The organism is Paenibacillus sp. 1182 (assembly GCF_017833915.1).
Lineage (GTDB): Bacteria > Bacillota > Bacilli > Paenibacillales > Paenibacillaceae > Paenibacillus > Paenibacillus polymyxa_D.
The window spans coordinates 79,693-101,107 of record NZ_JAFICR010000019.1 but is presented as its reverse complement, the minus strand read 5'-3'; the positions used below and the strand labels follow the sequence as shown (position 1 = coordinate 101,107).

Annotated in this window: 13 protein-coding genes and 1 pseudogene; 12 read left to right on the top strand and 2 right to left on the bottom strand. The window is 44.0% G+C overall.

Going from position 1 to position 21,415, the window contains the following annotated elements; translation table 11 throughout:
- Position 1: 1 nt before the first annotated feature.
- Complete coding sequence (locus JOD82_RS27010; RefSeq protein ID WP_023988641.1) at positions 2-316, top strand: DMT family transporter; 315 nt, start codon at positions 2-4, stop codon at positions 314-316.
- A gap of 146 nt (positions 317-462) precedes the next feature.
- On the opposite strand, the gene JOD82_RS27005 is transcribed toward JOD82_RS27010, so the two are convergent.
- Entirely contained in the window at positions 463-1,116 is a 654-nt protein-coding gene (locus JOD82_RS27005; protein WP_069011471.1) for a helix-turn-helix domain-containing protein, read from the bottom strand.
- A gap of 857 nt (positions 1,117-1,973) precedes the next feature.
- Complete coding sequence (locus tag JOD82_RS27000) at positions 1,974-4,820, bottom strand: alpha-amylase family glycosyl hydrolase (RefSeq protein ID WP_069011470.1); 2,847 nt, start codon at positions 4,818-4,820, stop codon at positions 1,974-1,976.
- 537 nt (positions 4,821-5,357) lie between these two features.
- On the opposite strand from JOD82_RS27000, the gene JOD82_RS26995 reads away from it, so the two are divergent.
- The 11 genes and pseudogenes from JOD82_RS26995 to JOD82_RS26945 all read left to right on the top strand — a co-directional run bounded on the left by JOD82_RS26995 (position 5,358) and on the right by JOD82_RS26945 (position 21,410).
- Complete coding sequence (locus tag JOD82_RS26995; protein WP_081317572.1) at positions 5,358-7,454, top strand: starch-binding protein; 2,097 nt, start codon at positions 5,358-5,360, stop codon at positions 7,452-7,454.
- A gap of 221 nt (positions 7,455-7,675) precedes the next feature.
- Positions 7,676-7,792 (top strand): annotated as a pseudogene (locus tag JOD82_RS26990) (hypothetical protein); the annotation flags it as partial.
- A gap of 315 nt (positions 7,793-8,107) precedes the next feature.
- Positions 8,108-10,804, top strand: a complete 2,697-nt coding sequence (locus JOD82_RS26985; protein WP_209950305.1) for a sensor histidine kinase — start codon at positions 8,108-8,110, stop codon at positions 10,802-10,804.
- Positions 10,797-11,504, top strand: coding sequence for a response regulator (locus tag JOD82_RS26980; protein WP_029515325.1), 708 nt, complete (start codon positions 10,797-10,799; stop codon positions 11,502-11,504). Before JOD82_RS26985 ends, JOD82_RS26980 begins: the two co-directional genes overlap by 8 nt.
- A gap of 181 nt (positions 11,505-11,685) precedes the next feature.
- Positions 11,686-12,096 (top strand): hypothetical protein, encoded by a 411-nt coding sequence (locus JOD82_RS26975; protein WP_256026067.1) that lies wholly within the window; start codon positions 11,686-11,688, stop codon positions 12,094-12,096.
- Between the two features lie 547 nt (positions 12,097-12,643).
- Entirely contained in the window at positions 12,644-14,350 is a 1,707-nt protein-coding gene (locus JOD82_RS26970; protein ID WP_069011467.1) for a sensor histidine kinase, read from the top strand.
- Between the two features lie 2 nt (positions 14,351-14,352).
- A complete protein-coding gene (locus tag JOD82_RS26965) occupies positions 14,353-15,759 on the top strand; it encodes a response regulator transcription factor (protein ID WP_069011466.1) in 1,407 nt (468 codons plus the stop codon).
- 47 nt (positions 15,760-15,806) lie between these two features.
- Entirely contained in the window at positions 15,807-17,465 is a 1,659-nt protein-coding gene (locus JOD82_RS26960; RefSeq protein ID WP_245231644.1) for an extracellular solute-binding protein, read from the top strand.
- 324 nt (positions 17,466-17,789) lie between these two features.
- On the top strand, positions 17,790-19,526 hold the full coding sequence (locus tag JOD82_RS26955; RefSeq protein WP_069011465.1) for a type 2 periplasmic-binding domain-containing protein: 1,737 nt from the start codon (positions 17,790-17,792) through the stop codon (positions 19,524-19,526).
- Between the two features lie 62 nt (positions 19,527-19,588).
- Complete coding sequence (locus JOD82_RS26950; RefSeq protein WP_029515318.1) at positions 19,589-20,503, top strand: ABC transporter permease; 915 nt, start codon at positions 19,589-19,591, stop codon at positions 20,501-20,503.
- A 13-nt stretch (positions 20,504-20,516) separates the two neighbouring features.
- Positions 20,517-21,410 carry a carbohydrate ABC transporter permease gene (locus JOD82_RS26945; protein WP_069011464.1) on the top strand — a complete coding sequence of 298 codons (894 nt, stop codon included), beginning with the start codon at positions 20,517-20,519 and terminating at the stop codon, positions 21,408-21,410.
- Positions 21,411-21,415: the final 5 nt, after the last annotated feature.

The window sequence follows — 21,415 nt, the reverse complement described above, 5'->3', positions numbered from 1 at the left end:
TATGAACTGGGTATTTCTTATTTTGGCAGGCGTATTTGAGATGATGGGAGTTCTCATGATTAATAAGCTCCATAAAGACCGGAATTTCCTGTCTGCTTTTTACTTGCTTGCAGGCTTTGGATTGAGCTTTTTGTTTCTATCCCTGGCCATGGAAACACTACCAATGGGAACGGCCTACGCTGTCTGGACCGGTATTGGAGCTTCTGGCGGAGCCATATTGGGCATGATCTTCTACAGTGAACCGCGTAATACCGCGAGGATTCTGTTCATCGCGATGGTACTCGGTTCAGCAGTTGGCCTAAAGCTGGTAAGCTGAATAATGATGGAATTAGAAAAACTGCTGCTCATCTTAGAACAGCAGCGAACTATCTGAATGCTTATGGTAGCTAGAAAAGACCAGCGTGCAGACAAAGTATCGATAAGAAATTTTGTCTGCATGTTTTTTTGCATACTCTTAGCCTTCTATCTCTGATCTTCAGGATCGCCGCGTTGTGTTTTCAGTTTTAGAAAATGAAGAGTCATTTGAAGCTTCAGGCGAATATCACCATCGCTTAGATCAACCTCGAAAAGCTCACGTATCCTGTTGATTCGATAGAACAAAGTATTTCTATGAATAAAAAGTGTTTTAGCAGCAAGATTTGGAGTGTCCACATATTGAAGATAGGCTTCAAGGGTGGGCAGTAAACTTGTTTTGTGGCCATTGTCATAAGCAATTAACTTTTGGATAACTGGATGGCAGAAGTCAGCGAGATCGTTCTGTTCCGATATGATCTTTCCAATATGCTCGAAGAGATAGTCCTCATACATATACACTGACTTGTTTGAATTAAGTTGGAAACCAATCTCGACGGCGGTTAGGCATTGCTTATAATATTTTCGCAAAAAAGTTAAATGACTAAAGCAGTCACTCAGCGAAGCAGTTAGATCGTTTACTTGGAGAAATTCCAGAAATCGTTTGTCTTCAGCAATGATTTTACAGGATGAATCAACGAGGGAAATGAGAAATACAATGCGTCCCTGATATACGATCCAGCGGCTATCCGGTAGCAATTGGATCATATGCTGTGCAACTAACTGAACTTTCCCGTCAAAAAAGCTGTTCTTCAGGTCTGTCAAGGTCATCACTCTTAGGTAGGTGTAAGCGTCCAGTCCAGATGAGCCAGTCGCATTGCGATGACATTAGCATCATTGAGCTCGCCTGTGAGCAGTTCGGAAAGCAAAAAGCTATGCATCATTCCTTGACTACAATTATAAAAGTCGTTCTTTTGCAATTCTACCGAAACCAGCTCACAAAGAAATTGCACTCAGTTCAAAATCAATATCTGTAAATTTACGATCCAGTTCCATAACACTGACCTGCGCGAATTCTATACCATGTACGTACACCAAAGCTGTTATCCAACAGTCGTTGGTCTCGGGATCGCGTGAATAATAAACTGCATTTCACCGAAGGTCAGCGCGTTACTGTTCCAACAGGGGTTTCCTTATTTCCCAAGGAGCTGCCCACGCCTCCCCGAAGCTGGGTAGAACACGTCTATAATATTACGTACTGGGAGAAAGCGAATAAAGGCGGTCATTTCGCCGCTATGGAAAATCCTAAATTGTTTGCCGACCATCTAAATCATTTTTTTCATTCATTAAGCGTCTGATAGCCTCTATCCTTCGGGGAGCAATGCAGGGGGGATAAACAACAACGGAATGGACAAGAGAGCAGGGTACGTGCTCACGCTTTATCAGTTCTAGGGGCGGGATAACCGCTAATACTTGATGGTTGTTGGTCATTAAATATACGGAAGAATTTACGCACATAGAAGCTGTCGTTGGGGCATCTTGGTTCACTCCCATCCGTTAAAAATTTAGTTCAGAGCAATATCCTGACTCTCTCTCTTAGATATACTTTTTAATTGGAAGCAACCTTAGCACAGTGCAATACCGAACTGAGGTTGCTTCAGTTATCTAAGACATACTACCGTTTACTTCAGATAGGTTCCCGTTTCTCCAATTCCACCTCTACCATTCAATACATATACCCTTGCATTTCCTTTGCCGGAGCATGTCAGGGTAATCTTGCCATCAGTAACGGTTTTGGAATCACCGGTCACCGCATCCACATAGGTTCCGTTCGGAATTCCGGTAAACGTGGCGTTTCCTGAAATCGTGACCAATGCAAAGCTGTCAATGCCTTTGGCACTGTCGGTATATCTTCTCTTAAACGCCAGATTGCCCGACACATTCTCTGTGGAATACTGGCCTTTTTGCAAGGCGGGAACAGCTCTTCTGATTAAATTAAGCTGTCTGATATGTTTCGCCAGAGGATGGTTGAGCGATTCCGCAAGCGTGCCAGTAGCATTTGTGTATTTGCCGTAATCTTGTACCGTAACATTGCCTTCCACGTGATCGCCGAAATATGCTCGTCCCGTTTTGCTTAGCGGTGCGTTTGGACCTGTATCAATAGTTGCCCCTTTTTGAAACTCGATTTCGGAGCCGTAGAAGATAGCGGGTATTCCGCGGAAGGTGAACATCAGATCGAGATTCTCAGCCCAAGTGTCCTGTGTGCCCGCGAATCTTTGATTTTCCGGAGCCTGGTCAGGAGCATAGTCATGCGAGTCGACATAGGTTACATTCCACGTAGCATCATTATAGTATTGGTCGCCACTTCTCATATTGAATGCTTCATGCGCGGTCTTGAATGCCCAATGCATTGGAAAATCAATCACATCCATGCCCGATTTCATCGAATAGTCAGGCGTATGATAGGTATTTCCGTTTAAGAGAGCATTGTTCGAGGTTGGCTGTCCTGCTGTAGTAGAGTTGTCCGTCCACTCTTGTTCAACTGACGCTTTATTGGAGGCGTAGTCATTCTTTCCATCGCCTGGATACGATTTCGAGCTTTTCCAAGTATAGAATGGCGTCGAGATCGCCGGAATTCCACTGTTCCAAACATCTCTGTAACGTGTGGCTACTTCTCCAAAAATATAGAAATCCGAGCCGCCTCTTGTTTTCCAGGCAGGAATATAGTATTTATTGAAAATATACCGGCTCACATGCTTCACCGTATCGACACGGAAAGCGTCAACACCCATGTCAATATAGTGATTGTAGGTATCAATTAAATATTTGTTAACTGCAGGGTTTTCCGTGTTCAAATCCACGCAATCTCCCGCTATCTGACCAGTCTGAACCGTATAGGATTCCCAGGAAAGACTTTTCTCTGTATGGTAAATGTTATTGTTCGTTCCCTCGTTCTTCATTAAGGCGAGCCTTGCCTGATACTGCTGATCGGGTGTCATAGTATCATAGTTTGGTGGCAGCTTATCCGTAGTTTTCACCAAGTTGTTAGCAGTATCCGGTTTAGCCGGATCTTTCTTGAACATGGGGTACAGATTCTCTTCACCGAAATTACCCGTATGATTGACGACGATGTCCTGAATAACCTTCAGCCCTTTGGCATGGGCTGCATTGATCAAATCCTGATAAGAAGCTCCCGCCGATTCATACCGTGGGTCTACTTTGGCAAAATTTAAAGCATGGTAACCATGGTAATCATAACCGCTGGCATTTTGCACAACAGGTGTAATCCAGATGGCGCTGAATCCGAGGGCTTTGATATAATCGAGCTTTTGAATCAGCCCCTTAAAGTCTCCTCTCCAAGCCGGGTCCGAATCTGGATTGCGCGCCTTTCCATCATCCCATGCGTGCACGTTGTTGCTCGGATCACCGTCATAGAACCGAGAAGTAATCACGAAATAGATGGTGTCTTCCCGAAAATCCTTCTTATTTCCAATATTATAAACAAAGCTCTGCTTGGTTTGATTACCAGCGCCGTCTATAACGAGAAATTTTAATGTCGTAGTCTTGGAGATAAGAATAGACGGTCCAGTCAATCCGGTCAGCGCGTTGCCGAGAATATAGACTTTTGAGCTTGTGGTTGGTTCTGTACCATCCTCCGTATAGTATGCCTTGGTCGTTGCCGCCTTGTTATCTTTCAGGTTAAAGGATACAGTCACCGAGGAATCAGAATGCCCGGCAGGCAAATTCGCTGTGATTGTCGGAGCTTGCAGATCTGCATTCAGGTCAATTACATAATCAAAAGAGGATGCATTTCCAGTTTGCCCGATTGAGTTGATACCGAAGGCCTTAATGGTCAAAGAGGAAGCAACTTGGATTGGAGAGGTATACAAGGTCGAGGATGTCGTAGGTGTCGAACCATCTATCGTATAGTAAATCTTATCATCACTGTTGGTGCTGGAAAGCGTCACCGTTTGGGACGAATCATATGTTTTGGGTACAGGAGAGGCGGAAATCGCCGGAATTTTAGGCATTTCCGGGCTGACATCATACCATGTGTTATCTGTGTAATACCAGCCCTCTTTCACACTGCGGGACAAGTCGGCCGTTTGTTTGCCGCTACTGTCATTGAAAATGAGGCTTGAGCCTGTGGCATCGGCAATGGTGTAGCTGTACCAGTCATTTCCATCCGACTTCATCAGGATTCCTGGCCACGCCCCGCTTATCGGAACGCTTGCCGGATTCAGGTTCCAGTAATGGATTCGAATCGCTGAATTCCAGCTTGAAGGTTTCTTAAAGTGAACCGTTAACCCAGTTTGAGTTGATTTAGTTGTTGTGGTAGGTGTATACGTTGCGGTAACGGTAGACGTGATCGAAGCGGTTGTCGATGGAAGAGCAGTCGCTGTGGAATTCGTGTAGGTGGCTGTATAATCGTTGTTACTCGAAGCTACGCCGGGTAAGCCGAAGAAGTTGAAGCAAAGCGATAAAATAATCAACCAAGAAATAAAACTCCCAGTTTTTTTTCTTAGCAAGTTAACAACCTCCTGATAATATTTAGTGGAATGGATTTTGCAACCGGTTGCATTAAAAGTAAAAAAAAGAAAGGCATTTATTTGGATAAAATAGATTCATTGATCGCCTCCTCCATGGTATGTAGGGAAATAAATCATTGTACGCGCTTACAAAAGAAAATATGAAAAAAACATCCACAGGGCACTATGCCAATGATTTTTCCTTTTATGATTATATCAACCATACTTTTACTAGTCAATGCAATTGCAGGGACATTATTCAAATCTAAGAAAACCAGTTCGTAATTGAAGTCAACGTCCAAAAAGTCTTGAAGGCACAGTGAATAATAATGAGGGGGAAAAAAGGCCGTTGGAAATTTATCTTTAATATAAGCATTGACAAATTGTCAAATAAATGAAATCATGTCGTTGAGCTCAATTATGTGCAAACGATTGCCCTTTTTGGAAGCGTATACATGTTGTTTTGCCCTCTTTTATTTACTCCTAATCTCTCAAGAGAGGTTGGTTGTAAAATAAAATTTAAAAGGAGAGTTTAGTATGAGGAGGAAGACAAGCCCCATCTTGAGGCGTACCTGGAGTATCGTTCTCTTTGTCGTATTGTTGTTGCAAACGAATGGCTTTACTCCCGAAGCACAGGCGAATGCCGATGTTCGGCAGTTAGGAGGTTCGGATGCGAAGCTATCGGCTGTCGCAAACTACGAACTCCCGGAAAGAACGAAGGATGGTCTTATTTTTCATGCGTGGAACTGGTCTTTTGACAACATCACCAGGAACCTTCCGGAACTGGCTCAGGCGGGATTTAAAGCGGTGCAAACTTCGCCAATCCAAGCCAGCAAGGAAGGGTTGACAGAAGGCAGCAAGTGGTGGATTTTGTACCAGCCCATCAACTTTAAAATCGGCAACTCTCAATTGGGAAGCAGGGATGATTTCAGACAGCTTTGCCAGGAAGCGGATAAATACGGCATAAGTATCATTGTTGATGTTGTCGCCAATCATACGGGGAATGCGGGCGGTGGAAATCAGCAGTATCAGCCGGCGCATAATGTTGATTCGGCAATCAAGAATAACAGCTATTTCTGGCATGAGGCCAGAGGTGTGGAAAACTGGAATGACCGTTGGCAAGTCACACAGTGGGGAATTGGTCTGCCCGACCTCAACACGTCTAACCAGGAATTGCAAGATATCATTATCGGCTTCCTGAATGACGCCATTTCCTTGGGCGCCGACGGCTTCAGATTCGACGCCGCCAAGCATATTGAGTTGCCCAACGATCCGGGGGGCTCCAACTTCTGGCCCCGGGTACTGGGTTCGTTAAACAATAAAGATAGACTGTTTAATTACGGAGAAGTGCTTCAAGGTGGAGCTGACAACTTTGCCGGCTATGCCAATTACCTCAGCTTGGCCGCCTCCAGCTATGGGGACAGTGTCAGAAGCGCCGTTGGTTATCACGGTGGCATCAATGTTGATGCGGCCAAATCTTTTAACGCTAATAATGTAAGCCCCTCCAAATTAGTTACCTGGGTCGAATCGCATGACACTTATGCCAACGACAACAGCGAATCGACGGGGTTGAACGATTGGCAAATCAAAATGGGCTGGGCAATCATCGCCTCCCGGGCGGAGACGACCTCTCTGTTCTTCAACAGACCGACAGGAGGTGGGAAATTTGCGAATCGGCTCGGCGATGCGGGGAATACGCTCTGGAAGGACCCGGACGTCGTTGCCATTAACAAGTTCCACAATGCCATGGTAGGTCAAGACGAATACATTAGGACGCAAGGGAATCAAATTATGCAGGTTGAACGCGGTACCAAAGGCATGACGATTGTGAATCTTGGAGGCAATGCTCAAATCAACTCCCCTACCAGACTGGAGGACGGCGTTTACCAGAACAAGGCCAATGGCGGTGGATCGTTTACGGTGTCGAACGGCAGAATTACCGGCCATCTGGACGGAGGCAGGATCGCCGTACTGTATAGCGCAGCGCAACAAACTCCGTCAGTATCCGTCGATCCTGGGGAAGGAGCCTTTTTCACAGATTCTGTTAACGTGAGAATGAACTATTCCAATGCAGACTCGGCAACGTACACTTTGAACGGGGGGCCGGTGACTCCGTTCAGTTCGGGAGATATGGTCAGCATTGGCGCTGGAACTCCAATCGGATCGACGTTTGTTCTGAAAATAGTCGCCGCGAATTTGTCTGGTCAAACAGAGAAGATGTTCAGATATACGAAGGAGGAACCGAGCTCGGGCATGACCGTTCATTTCTACAAGCCTTCCGGCTGGGGAGTACCGAACATCTACTACTACGATGATTCCGTGACTCCGCTCAGGGAAGGCTCAGCTTGGCCGGGCGTGGCCATGCAGAATGAAGGCAACGGCTGGTATGTGTATAGAGCCCCGGACTGGACGCAGGCGAAGGTCATATTCAACTCAAATGGAAATCAGATACCCGGATCGCAAATGCCTGGATATGCCGTAAGTGGCGAGAGATGGATCAAGGAAGGACGGATTACTCCGCAAAATCCCGATGGGACAAAACCGACGGTTACGATCGATAAACCGGAAGGAACATTCCAAGGGGATAGTCAGGAAATCACGCTCAATTACACCGATGTCGACAGTGGTACTTAGAGACTGAACGGCGGTTTTTTACTACCGACCACAAACTAACGATAGGCACGGGTGATCTGCCCGGTGCCCGCTATACGCTGGAAGTGACAGCTAGCAACGCTATAGGGAAAACGAACAATAGCTATACTTTCGCCAAAGCACAAAGCCCAAGCGAGAAGATGTTGACTTCCAAGAAAGAAAATACAGCTGGGTCGGGAGGTCCAGGGGAGCGGCTTGTATGAATGGCTTTTGGGAAACCTATCTCATTGCATGAATTCTTTTACCCGCTAATGCAAGGTTGCGGCTCGGTCGTTTTGCAATGCAATATTGAGCTTGGCGGTTCAGATCAGCATTTGTCGAGGGACAAGAACATAGTCCTATTAAAAGTCGCTATTTTGGCGGCTTTTTTTGTTGTATAGGCTTTTCAAAAAAACTGAAACTTATTTAAGTTCGCACTTAGCCAGCTTTAGAAAGTTTTTTATATTATTTTGCTGCTATCCTTCCACTGAGAAAGCTAGTATAGAATCAGGATTTTGAGGCTTCTTTAAGGATGTTATTACATAAGAACGGATCTTAATACAATCTTAATGCTGTAGGCAAATTCGTAATACGGTACTGATTTTGCCCATGATATACTAAGGATTGAGAGATATATAATAGAGGGTGGGCACAGGATGGCAGCAAAACAGAACGATGCCGAGTCCATATTTGATCAAATTACTGACTTGCCGGTAAGGAAAAGAAGAGGAAGATTGAAGGTTTATGTTGGATATGCACCAGGTGTTGGGAAGACCTGTGCGATGCTTAGCGACGCCCACGAAGAGCAAAAAGAGGGTATAGATATCGTAGTTGGATATATTGAACATTATGCCCGGCCATACACTGCGGCGCTGTTGGAAGGACTTGAACTTCTTCCTTACATCAAAATTTCAAATAAAGAATCCTCAACTAAGGAATTTGATCTGGACCAAGCGCTCCAGAGAAGCCCTGACCTTATATTATTGGACGATTTGGCCCATACCAACGCGGCAGGATGCCGACATAAAAAAAGATATCAAGATGTGGAGGAGCTTCTTCGCGAAGGAATTCATGTATATACGACGATGAATGTTCAACAGCTCGAAAGCCTAACGGATATTGTTTACTCCATTACTGGCATTTCCGTTGACGAACGCATACCGGACAGTGTATTTGACAGTGCTGATCAGGTGGAATTAGTCGATATTGAACCGGATGATTTAATAGGACGTTTGAATAGGGGAAAGATTTATCCTGAGGAGGAGAATACACAGGCTCATTTATTTACCAAGGAGAAGCTGACGGCTCTACGTGAAATTGCTTTGCGTAATACAGCAAGTCAGTTAAACCGAATTGCGGAGCAAATCAGTGAGCAGGCGATAACAAATGAATCTGATACGAAAGAACATATTCTGGTCTGCCTGTCTTCGGCTGCTTCCAATAAGAAAGTGATCCGAACAGCAGCAAGAATGGCGGCAGCTTTTCATGGTCATTTCACCGCGTTGTTTGTGGAAACACCAGAAGCGAGAGAATTGACATCAAAAAATAAAGCGGAGTTAAGGGAAAACCTTAGGCTGGCTGAGCAAATGGGTGCACAAATCGCAACGATGTATGGAGACGATATTCCAGGACAGATTTCCGAATATGTCAAAACAAGCCATGTATCGAAAATTGTCCTAGGACGCTCCCCTTACAAGAGAAGAGGGCTTGCAAAATCCAATGTAATGGATAAACTAACGGCCTTGCTTCCTAATATTGAAATCTATATTATCCCCTATACTCAGTCCTCCTTATATAAAAGATTGCCTTTTTACGAAAAATACCCAATGCTGTCGTTGGCAGATACTATCAAGACCATTGTTATCTTGACTGTGTGCACAATTATTGGCTTGTGGTTTAAGTATTTGGAATTCCGAGAAGCTAACATTATCACCGTGTACATTCTAGGGGTTTTGTTAAATGCAATTGTGACCAAGGGCAGAATGTATAGCGCCATTTCTTCGGTTATGAGTGTACTTGTGTTTAATTATTTCTTTACCGAGCCTTATTATTCTTTACAGGCTTATGATTCAGGCTATCCGGTCACCTTTCTGGTCATGCTGGCTGCTTCTTTCATGACGAGTACACTAACTATGCGAGTTAGAGAGCAGGCTCGGCAGTCCGCGCAAAAAGCTTACCGTACCGAGGTGCTTCTGGAAACAAGCCGGAAATTGCAACAGGCCAAAGACTCTCCGGCTATTATTAATGAAATGGCGCATCAAATGGTGAAGTTGTTGGACAGAATGGTCATTTTCTATTCAGTTGACCAAGGGGAACTGTCGGCGCCGCAGTTTTTTCCAAAGAAAGAATCTGCAGTTGATCCAGGGGTCTACACAGGAGGCAACGAACGTGCAGTTGCAGAGTGGGTATATAAAAACAACAAGCGTGCAGGAGCTACGACGGATACTTTTTTTGGCGCTAAGTGTCTATATCATGCGGTGCGTGGAGGAGATCAGGTTCTTGCGGTGGCAGCTATTGTAATGGATGAGGAAGAACCTTTAGAAGTTTTTGAAAATAGCCTAATGCTTGCCATGCTGGGAGAATGCGCGCTGGCGCTGGAGAAAGAAAAACTGAACGAAAGACAACAAGAGATCTCCATGCAAATCCAGCAGGAGCAACTCCGTGCCAGTCTGCTTCGGTCCATTTCTCATGATTTACGCACTCCTCTTACCAGCATCTCAGGCAATGCGGGGATTCTTCTTGGAAACTCAGAGGTACTAAACGAGGAACAAAAAAAAGGTCTATATACGGATATATATGACGATTCCATGTGGCTGATCAATTTAGTAGAAAATTTGCTGTCCATTAGTCGAATCGAAGGTGGTACTCTAAATCTTAATTTTCAGGCAGAATTAATGGAGGAAGTCATTTCGGAGGCTCTGCTTCATGTGAATCGCAACAGTGTGAAGCATGTCATTCAGACGGAATTGGATGATGAATTGATGATGGCTCGAATGGACTCCCGACTTATTGTTCAGGTATTGATCAATATGATTGATAATGCAATCAAGTATACCCAAGATGGCTCTCACATCACGATTTCCGCAAGACACGAAAGACATATAGTCGTTGTAGAAATCTCAGATGATGGCCCCGGTATTTCTTCAGAAGAAGTCAAGGTCAGACTGTTTGAGATGTTTTATACGGCAGACAACATTCATGGGGACGGACGCCGTGGATTAGGGCTGGGGCTTTCTCTGTGCAAATCAATTGTGAATGCTCATGGAGGTACTATTGGTGTTAAGGACAATGTCCCTAAAGGGACGATTTTTTATTTTACCCTGCAAGCTGAGGAAGTGAATGTTCATGAATAAACCTTTTATCCTTGTTGTGGAGGACGATAAACCCATCCGCAAGCTGATTACGACAACCCTGGAGACACAGGGTTATAAATACCATACGGCTGAAACAGGGGAAGCATCGATTTTAGAAGCAGTATCCAAGCAGCCGGACCTAATGATTCTGGATTTGGGGCTGCCGGATATGGACGGTGTAGATATCATAAAAAAGCTTCGTGCATGGTCGAATATGCCTATTATCGTGGTCAGCGCACGCAGCGAAGATCGGGATAAAATAGATGCGCTGGATGCTGGAGCGGACGATTATCTAACAAAGCCCTTCAGTGTAGAAGAACTGCTGGCCAGACTTCGAGTCAGTTTACGAAGAATTCGAAATGACAGTGATAAGCTCCTGAAGGATGCTTCCAGCTTTATTAATGGAAATTTGAGAATTGATTATGCAGCAGGATGCGTATGGATTGGTGAAGAAGAAATTCACCTGACCCCAAGCGAATATAAACTGCTTTGCCTGCTGGCAAAACATGTAGGCAAAGTACTGACCCATAATTTTATTCTGCATGAAATCTGGGGCAGCCACAGCTATGACATTCCTGCCCTGCGTGTGTTTATGGCAACGCTGAGAAAAAAAATAGAAAAAACATCATCACAAACTAAGTTTATTCAAACACATATCGGAGTTGGTTATCGTATGCTTCAGGTTGGAGATGATGGCTAGGTAATCATATTATAATGATGTAATTAGAGATCATGCTCTTTTGGAGCATGGTCTCTTTATTTTTCATCTGTCATCTAAATCTTAAGGTGATCTTTATACCTATATGAAAACCCTAATCCTAAACTAATGGTGAAAATGTTACGCTGAATTCGGAAGTAGAGAGGATAAGGAGGTTTGGCATGTGAGATGGGCACTCCCATGTTCGTCTGTTTCATCGGCTAAGCTGTCAACTGAGTGGAAAGGGAAAGAGGTATGGGGAATGAATGAAATTTTAACAATTGCGGGTCTGATCTCAATTGTGCTGGCGGTGCTGTATTTCGTTAAAAAAATATATGATTTTATCGATTTGCAGAAGTTGACACGGAAGGATATCTATGAGAACTATGATATCTATAAAGCAGCTCAGAAGTTTGCTCTCGGTACACCCGTCGATGAGATCAGAGAAATCCTGACAAACAGCTATGAGTTAGACGATAACCAGGTTGAAGAGACAATGCTTTTGGCTCTTCCTCATCGGCACGATACCGATGGTGGTTATCTTGCCTTTATCAAGGCTGTAAATCGGGTGCTGGAACAAGAGGTTTACAGTTAAACGTTAGTAAGGAGGAAAAATATGAATTGTTAGGCCGAGTTACTGGTGTTTGCTCCCAATTTGGCCAGAGAACAATTTCTACAAGTGCTGAGTGAAGGAGAGAAATTATTTGTTGCTTTGGCATCCAATCCTGATCAACAACAACATTTGTAAGAATTAGGAGTAGAAAATGTTATTGAAAGCTTAGAAGGCTTATTCCACTTGTTGAAGACGGAGTGAGTCTTTTTTACATGCTAAAAATTCAACTACAATAAGCAATTAAAAACGGCAAGTCGATGTATGCAAAGAGGAAGAGAGAATAAGTTCTATGAATTCCATGAAAGCGTTTGACATATTTGAATATCAATCTATAATTATGAACAGAATTGGACCTCACCGAGATGGAGGTATCCTGATTTTTTCAATCTGAATCGGATTAAGATGTCGCCAATTTTCAAATAGGTCGCTGCCTATGAGGAAGACGATAATTGATAGAGCTGTTATTCATAAACAGCAAGCTCATAACCTGGGGCTTGCTCTTTCATTTACCTAAGGAGAATGGGTCGGAATGACACTTAAAAAAAGAATCTTTTTATTGTTTTTTCTCAGCGCATTTATTCCCTTTATCAGTATATTTGCAATTTCTTACTATACCATTGATTCCATTTTTGCGAATAAAATCAATGATGGAATTAGGAGCAATCTACAGCAGGTAACTTCATCACTGGAAAATTCAATTACCAACCTGAATCATGTTACTCAGCAATTATCCTATAGTGGTACATTAGGCAAAAAACTGGATGAAGTCTTGAAGCCTTCCTCCAATATATTTGAATTGATTGAGGCTAGAGATGAATTAAAGAATGAGTTAAATGTCGTAACGTTTACTAATCCGAATATAGGTCTGACCTTATACTATTTCCAGAAAGAAGGCACTACACAGTTCGCTAACTTTCCCATCAAAGATCGTTTTTCTCCCGAGTCTTTGCCTGTGCTTTCCAAATCATATGGCATTGCGTACTATGGTCCCCATATGAGTATGAACCGATTTGATGATCAGCTTGTTTTATCTGCTATGCGAAAGGTACAGCTGCCTCAAAGGGACGATGTATATATTTACATCGAATCCGGCTTTCGTCTTACACAGGATATACTGGGTTACAATCAATACAAAGGAGCTTTATCGCATTTAATCCTGAATGGTGAGGGCAACATTGTTTACAGTGAAATTCCAGAAGCGATGAAGGTCGGAGAGAATTTTTCCAGCATATCGAAAGGTACTGCAAAAGATGGAATATCCCGTGATTACCATTGGTTTAAGGAGGACTCCACTCAGAACTGGAGCGTCATATCGGTAATTTCGCAGGCTAAGTATCAACAGGAGAAAAACCAGTGGTTGCTTCAAATATTACTGGTCGCTTTATTCTTTCTCGGCTTTACCGTATTTCTGGCTTGGCTTCTGTGGAAGATGGTTTACAAACCATTAGGTCTGTTCCATTCGGAAATTAACGGAATGTCTCAGAATCCACAAAAGGCAGGCAGCCAGACCCGCACTCAAATTCCCGAGTTTGATTTTCTATTGGGGGAATTCTCAAATATGCAGCATCAAATCGGCGACCTGTTCAAGGAAGTGCAGCAGAAAGAGAAGATTCGTGCAGATTTGGAAGTGGAAAAATTGTTATATCAGATCAATCCTCACTTTCTGATGAATACGCTGGATACTGTGCACTGGCTGGCCGTCATGAACGGACAAGGGGAGATTGACAAGTTGGTGCAATCCTTAAACAAGCTGTTGTATTACAATTTGGGTAAATTAGGGCAAGTATCCACGATGGAAGAGGAAATTGATGCGCTAAGACAGTACCTAATCCTGCAGCAAATTCGATATGACTTTGAATTTGACGTACGTATTTCAGCGGATGATCAAGTGCTTCAAATACCTGTGCCTCGTTTTATTTTGCAACCGTTGGTTGAAAATTCACTTTATCATGGACTGAGTGACGAAGGTTTTATTCAAATTGAAGTTACACTTGCTAAAACGCTGAATATTTTAATACAGGATAATGGAGCAGGCATGACCGAGGAAGCGATTCAAAGACTTCTGAATAATCGTATAACTGAACATAAAAAAGTAGGGATGGGCATTGGACTCAATTATGTCCACCGCATGTTGAGGGCACAGTACGGAGATCAAGCACAACTGGTGATCGAAAGTGAATTGGGTACAGGGACAAGTATACTGCTCATACTTCCTATCAAAGGAGAAGATGTCTGAGGATGATTAAGGTATTGATAGTGGATGACGATAAATTAGTACGAAAAGGAATAAGCTCTGCGATGCCGTGGAACGAGTTCAATATGGAGGTTGTAGGAGAAGCAAGTAACGGGTTGAAAGCACTGGATTTTCTGAAAGCCCAACCGGTCGATCTGATGTTGACCGATCTCGCGATGCCGGTGATGTCAGGTATTGAACTGATGCGAGCTGCAAGGCAGCTCTATCCAGAACTACATATTGTCGTATTAACACTGCATCAAGATTTCGATTATATCCAAGAAGCGCTCAGACTTGGAGCCATCGACTATATAGCCAAAGTTCAGCTCGAGAAGGAGCAATTCGAACACGTGCTGCATCGAATACATGCTCGGATTGACGAACTGGCGAATACAAGACGAAAGCTGCCTCTGCTAAGTGAGACCAATGTCCATTATCGCCATGTGTATGCACTTGTTTCACTGGATCGCAAGTCAGGACAGAGCTGGCCGATTGAACTGACATCCAATGTAGACGAGATCCGATGGGAGGTTGAACGGAACTGTTGGATGTGGACGGCACCCATGGACGTAGAGGATCAGCTGTTCCATAAACTGAAGGAATCCCTGAATCAAGTTCCCCAAGGCGCCTTGCTGGTTATATCCGATGTACAAGACCGAACATGGTCGCAAATCCAAAACTGGATTATGAATTATACAGAAACGTCCTTATTCTATGCATACAACCCTTATGATCCTGTCATTGCCGTTTCGATGGATGTGGAGGACTCTTTTCCAATAGAACCGAAGGATGAAGACATGGATCGTATTAAGCAAAGTTGGTTCCTATCACCATGGACCCACAACGATAGTTACTACAACCAACTGATTGAACAGCTCAAATCACTAAGACTGCATAAAGGCCAGCTGATGGGATTGCTATACTCTATAGTTATGGAATGGAATCACCTTTTTGCCCAGACTACGCTGGGTAGAATCTCAATGATCCATTCTTTTCAATCCTGGTACGAGGTAGAAGAGTGGATCAAGCAGACCTCTGAGGGCATTCGTAAGTCAGATGAACAGACTTCGTATTCACAGGAAATTGTAGACGCCGTGAAAAAAGCGATTATGATCATGCACAATGATTTGGACCAAGCTTTTACAGCTTCAGGTCTGTCCCAGCAACTGAACATCAGCCGAAGCTATTTCAGTCAATGCTTCAAGGATCTGATGGGGAAAACCTTTAATGAGTACTCCCGATTTATACGAATAGAGAAGTCTAAAGAGTATTTATTGAATACAAACAACACGATTTTCTGGATTGCGGAGCGAGTGGGTTATACGGATGAAAAATATTTCAGCCGAATTTTTCGCGAATTGACAGGTCTGCTACCAAGCGAATATCGACACCTCGGCAGAGGGGATAAATAGCGTACTCTCCCAGATGACCAATAAACCGGGCGAAAGAGGGGAAAGCGATGATTAAGAAGATGGCTGCATGTGTTCTTGTCGTCAGCTTAATTGCAGTGACCGTATATTTCAGCAAACCATACTTCCGGGAATCGCCAATGGGACCAACGAAAACAATCTCGGACACTGCCGCTGCCGATCCATTTGGGAAATATGAACATCCCGTTTCCATCCGACTGGGATATGCGGTAGACCCAACAGGCGCGGATCTCTCTGGAGGAGAAACACTTGAGAAGAATATATGGAAAACGGTGATTAAACAAAACCTTAACATTGATGTCCAGGTATTATGGCAGGTATCGAAGGAAAATCTGAGTCAGAAAATCGACCTGGCTATCGCCAGCAATGATCTGCCGGATGCCATGATTGTAAATCAGCTGCAGCTGAACGAGATGATCAAGGCTGGTGAAATTGAAGATCTAACCGAGGCATACAATAGCAGCGCATCACCGGAAATAAAAAAAATTATTGATAGCACAAACGGATTGGCTATGGAACAAGTGACCTTCGCTGGCAAGATAATGGCTGTTCCTTCTGTGACAGCGGAAGACTTCAGCATGCTCTGGATTCGACAGGATTGGCTGGACCGTCTTGGACTGAAGCCGCCGAAAACGGTAGATGATCTGGAAGCTATCGCCAAGGCCTTTGTGGAGAATGACCCAGATGGAGACAGTAAGCGGGATACGATTGGCCTTGCTTCAAGCACTGGACTGTATAACGATTTCAACAACAGTGCTTTTTCTTTTGATCTAACGCCAATCTTCGCAGCATATGGATCTTTTCCGGGATATTGGCTGAGCAAAGATGGAAAACCTGTATACGGTTCGGTTCTACCGGAAACGAAGGACGCCTTGGTCAAACTGCGTGAAATGTACGCCAAAGGCCTTCTCGATCCAGAACTGGGTCTCCGCAAAGAAGCGGAAGAAACAGTTATTAACGGTCAGGCGGGGATGTTCTTTCAAGGTTTCTATGCTGGGTACTGGCCCCTTCCGAGCGCTTGGCAGAACGAGCCGGAGGCGAACTGGCAAGCATACGCACTCCCACTGGATGCAAACGGTGCATACCATGTAAAGGTGGATAATCCGTCAAGTTCATTCTTGGTGGTACGAAAAGGATATGCTCATCCCGAAGCGATCATAAAAATTAACAATCTGTACCTTCGTGATGAGTTCAAGTACGGTACGCGTTTTATGCTGGGCCGCAATTTCTTAGCTCCGGCAGATGAAGCACGATTTGAATCAAAGGCTGCGCAGGATATTCTGATGGGAACCAAAACACCCGCCGATTTCAAGGACAAGTCTGAATACAAATTGCTGGAAAATTTGGTTTCGACAATAAAACAAACCAAATTGAAGCCTTATGATCAATATGGTATTTCCTATTGGAATGAACACAGCAACAGCTTTATGCGGGGTTATTCGCTTCTAGTAGGCGGAAGAAATTTTTTCGATCCAAACATCCATAAAGTTCGAAGCCTTACCTATATACGAACTCCAACGATGGAGAAGACTTGGGGTGAACTATCAAAACTGGAACATGATACATTTTTAAAAATTATTTTAGGCGCTGAACCGACCGATTCATTTGATCAATTTGTCGAGGAATGGAAGGAACAAGGGGGCGATCAAGTGACTGTGGAGGTGACTGCACTCCATAACCATCGCTGAAGACCATCATGAATGTGATACGATAAATTCTATAAGACACTTTTATAATTCCATTAATCAAGCCGACGATTCCTATTTCAGGAGCTGCCGGTTTTTTTTGTTCTTCACTTTGATTAGTAAGTAAGGATAGACAAATGTATGTCGGTAGGTAGGATAAATGCTTACAAGCCAACTTTGGCTTTTTGATCCCGAATGAAACCGCATACATTTCTCTATCCAAACAGACGTTCAATCCCTATCTCGATTTGTCTTCTCCGAGCTTTATAATGAAAGCGCAAACAACAATGATAGAGAAATATTCAGAACGAAGGGGAATCGAATGTGATGAGAACTAAATGGTTCATAAAAAGCAAATTGTTGACGAGACGTCTGGCTGCGCTGTCGATGTCTGCCCTGGTGATTTCAACCCTTGCAGCCTGTGGGGGCTCTTCCAACCCTCCCACTGCGGAGGAAGCGGGCAAGTATGAGGCAACACCGGGAGACCCATTCAGTGCCTATAAAGACGAAATAACCGTAACGATGGGGCGTGTGACTACAGCCAACCCGAAACTGCCGGCTGGAGATACGTATGAGAACAACGCGTATACTCGGCTGGTCAAAGAAACGTTTAACGCTAAGATTAAAGACCAATTTGAAGCCAACGGAGAAGATTACAGCCGTCAGGTTTCTCTCGCCATCGCCTCTGGAGAACTGCCTGACATGATGCGTGTTGATTCCAAGGATGAACTCAAAGAACTGGTTGATAATGATCTGATTGAAGATATGACGGAAATTTACAAGCAGTATGCCACAGATAACATCAAGAACATATACGACTCTTATGAGGGCCGTGCATTGGACAGTGCGACGATAGATGGACGTTTAATGGGACTTCCGGCTACTTCCCTAGATTCCGCGCCAACCATGGTCTGGGTTCGTCAGGATTGGCTGGATCTACTGGGAATCCAACTTGACGCAGACGGAGACGGGGCCATCAAACTGGATGATGTGGAGAAAACGGCCGAGGAATTCTTGAAAAGAGATCCTGGCCAATCCGGGAAACCGGTAGGTATTCCCTTTGTGAACACCCTGAATACAAGTGACTATAATGGTTCTGCCTATACCATGCTCGGAGTTGCCTCCACCAAGGGTGCATTCCCTCAATACTGGTTGAAGGGGAAGGACGGCAGCATTGTTTATGGCTCGACAACTAAGGAAACCAAGCAGATGTTAGGCGTCATGGCAGATTGGTTCAAGAGAGGCCTCATCGACCCGCAATTTGGAACACGCACATTTGATGATATTACGGCACTGTACACCAACGGTCAAAGCGGCATTGCTTTTGGACCATGGCATATTCCTGACTGGGGTCTCAGCAGCGTGAAGCAGATGGATAAGAATGCGAAATTCACGGCTTACACTTTGGAGGATGCAGACGGAAAGGTAAACGTGGCACACGCCAATCCAGCCAATCAGTTTATCGTTGTGAGAAAAGGATATGAACACCCGGAACTCGCCGTTAAAATAGTAAACCTTTTCTACGATAAATTGGCAAATGATAAAAATGTGGAAACATCTATGCCAGAAGCCGCCAAGTATCAAGAGAACGGCGTAGACGGTTCTACCAGACCTTTTAATATTGAAGTCAACTCGGCTACCTCGCTGCTGGATGATTACTCTGACATTGTTCGCGGGATTAAAGGGGAGATTAGTTTGGATCAGGTCCGGACGACAGAATCAAAGAACAATATTAAAAGTATTCAAACCTACTTGAGCGATATGGATACGGATAACGTAACAGCCTGGGCGAAATATCACTCGCGTATCAACGGAGTGGGACTCATCGACAAACTGACACGGGAAAACAAATTCGTTTGGATGACACCCGCCTTCTCTGGCACTACACCAAGCATGAAACAGACATGGGCTAATCTGACCAAGATGGAGCAAGAATCTTTCATCAAAATCGTGACTGGTGCAGAATCTCTGGATTACTTCGATACTTTCGTTAGCAATTGGAAGAAACAAGGTGGTGACCAGGTAATTCAGGAAATTGAAGACGAAGCTGCATCCGAAAAATAAACAATCATGAACTGCTAGAAGGGCTGCGATAAGCAGCCTTTCTTCAGGAAAGGGGTCCATCCATGAAACAGGGAAATGATAGAGCAAAAGGTCGGTTGGGCACGGGTGCCATGTATCATTTGATGATGCTTCCGGGGATTTTATTTTTACTGGTATTCAGCTATGTTCCGATGGTCGGTGTCATTACGGCGTTTCAGGATTATATACCAGCCAAGGGGATGTTTGGCTCCAAATTTGTAGGGCTGAAGCATTTTATTTATATGTTTAAGCTGCCGGACATCGCACAGGTTTTTAGTAATACGTTGGTGATTGCCATTGCCAAGATTCTATTGGGAACAATGATGGCTATCATTTTTTCCATCTTGTTAAATGAGATCCGCATCAAATTCGTTAAAAAATCCGTACAGACAATTGTTTATTTGCCACACTTTTTATCCTGGGTAGTTCTAGCATCCGTGGTTGTTAACATGTTCAGTTTGGATGGAATTGTGAATCAAATTTTGGCTTTTTTCGGTCTGGAGAATATTAATTTTCTCGGCAGCAACACCTGGTTCCAGCCGCTGATTATTGGGACAGACGTGTGGAAGGAGTTCGGTTACAGTTCCATCGTCTATTTGGCTGCAATTACTTCGATTGATCCGGGTCTGTATGAAGCGGCAGGAATGGATGGAGCCAGCTGGTGGAGAAAAGTATGGCATATTACATTGCCAGGTATGCTGCCTATTATCCTGCTCATGGGAGTGATGAGTCTGACCAATATTTTGAGTGCCGGCTTCGATCAAATTTATAATCTGTATAATCCGGTTGTCTATGAGTCGGGAGATATTCTGGATACTTATGTATATCGGATTGGACTCGTTGGGCGACAGTATAGCTTCGGTACGGCTGTTGGCCTGTTCAAGTCAGTGATCGGTATTGTTTTGCTATTGTCCGCCAACCATTTGGCCAAGAAATACACCGACCGGAAAATATTCTAAGGAGGCAAAGCCTATGTCATATTCTGTAAGCCTAAAAGATCGAATTGGCCGGTTTGTCATCAATGCCATCGTCATATTTCTGGCATTGATCTGCCTTCTTCCGTTATGGAATATCGTTGCGATTTCATTCAGCAGCAGCGAGGCCGTGTCAGCTAATGCTGTAGGTCTCGTACCGGTCAATTTTACAACAGCAGCGTATACGAAAATTATCGATGATGCTCAGTTCTGGCGTTCCTTTGGCATATCTGTTCTACGTGTTGTGCTTACACTTATTCTCAACATGATTCTTATTATTTTAATGGCATACCCGCTCTCCAAGTCGAAAAGGGAATTTAGTGGCAGAAACATTTATATGAATGTCATGATTTTTGCCATGCTGTTCAGCGGCGGGATGATCCCGAGTTATCTACTGATCAAAAACCTCGATATGCTTAATACAATTTGGTCGCTTGTTCTACCGGGAGCTGTCCCTATATTCAGTGTCATCCTTGTCATGAACTTCTTCTCTGCTGTACCTAAGGCGCTAGAAGAAGCAGCATTCATCGATGGGGCGAATCCGCTCCAGGTCCTGTTCAAAGTGTATGTTCCCGTGTCCATCCCTGCGCTGGCGACGGTAGCACTATTCAGTATCGTGGGAACGTGGAATGATTTCTTTAGCGGTTTGATCTATATGACCCAAGTCAGCAATTATCCGCTAATGACTTATATTCAGTCCCTTAACGTGAATATTGCCGAACTTCTTCAATCCGGCACCAACTCAGCACAACTCAGCAACCTGACTGAAATTTCAAACAAAAATCTAAATGCGGCAAAAATCGTAGTCGCTGTCATCCCGCTACTGCTCATTTATCCGCTGCTTCAAAAATATTTTGTGACTGGAATTGTTGTAGGATCGGTAAAAGAGTAATTGTA

Excerpts from the sequence above, each read along its gene's own strand:
- JOD82_RS26965 (WP_069011466.1), top strand. The coding sequence starts at position 14,353 with ATGATTAAGGTATTGATAGTGGATGACGATAAATTAGTACGAAAAGGA.
- JOD82_RS26980 (WP_029515325.1), top strand. The coding sequence starts at position 10,797 with ATGAATAAACCTTTTATCCTTGTTGTGGAGGACGATAAACCCATCCGC.
- JOD82_RS26970 (WP_069011467.1), top strand. The coding sequence starts at position 12,644 with ATGACACTTAAAAAAAGAATCTTTTTATTGTTTTTTCTCAGCGCATTT.
- JOD82_RS26955 (WP_069011465.1), top strand. The coding sequence starts at position 17,790 with ATGAGAACTAAATGGTTCATAAAAAGCAAATTGTTGACGAGACGTCTG.
- JOD82_RS26995 (WP_081317572.1), top strand. The coding sequence starts at position 5,358 with ATGAGGAGGAAGACAAGCCCCATCTTGAGGCGTACCTGGAGTATCGTT.
- JOD82_RS26945 (WP_069011464.1), top strand. The coding sequence starts at position 20,517 with ATGTCATATTCTGTAAGCCTAAAAGATCGAATTGGCCGGTTTGTCATC.
- JOD82_RS27010 (WP_023988641.1), top strand. The coding sequence starts at position 2 with ATGAACTGGGTATTTCTTATTTTGGCAGGCGTATTTGAGATGATGGGA.
- JOD82_RS26950 (WP_029515318.1), top strand. The coding sequence starts at position 19,589 with ATGAAACAGGGAAATGATAGAGCAAAAGGTCGGTTGGGCACGGGTGCC.
- JOD82_RS26960 (WP_245231644.1), top strand. The coding sequence starts at position 15,807 with ATGATTAAGAAGATGGCTGCATGTGTTCTTGTCGTCAGCTTAATTGCA.
- JOD82_RS26985 (WP_209950305.1), top strand. The coding sequence starts at position 8,108 with ATGGCAGCAAAACAGAACGATGCCGAGTCCATATTTGATCAAATTACT.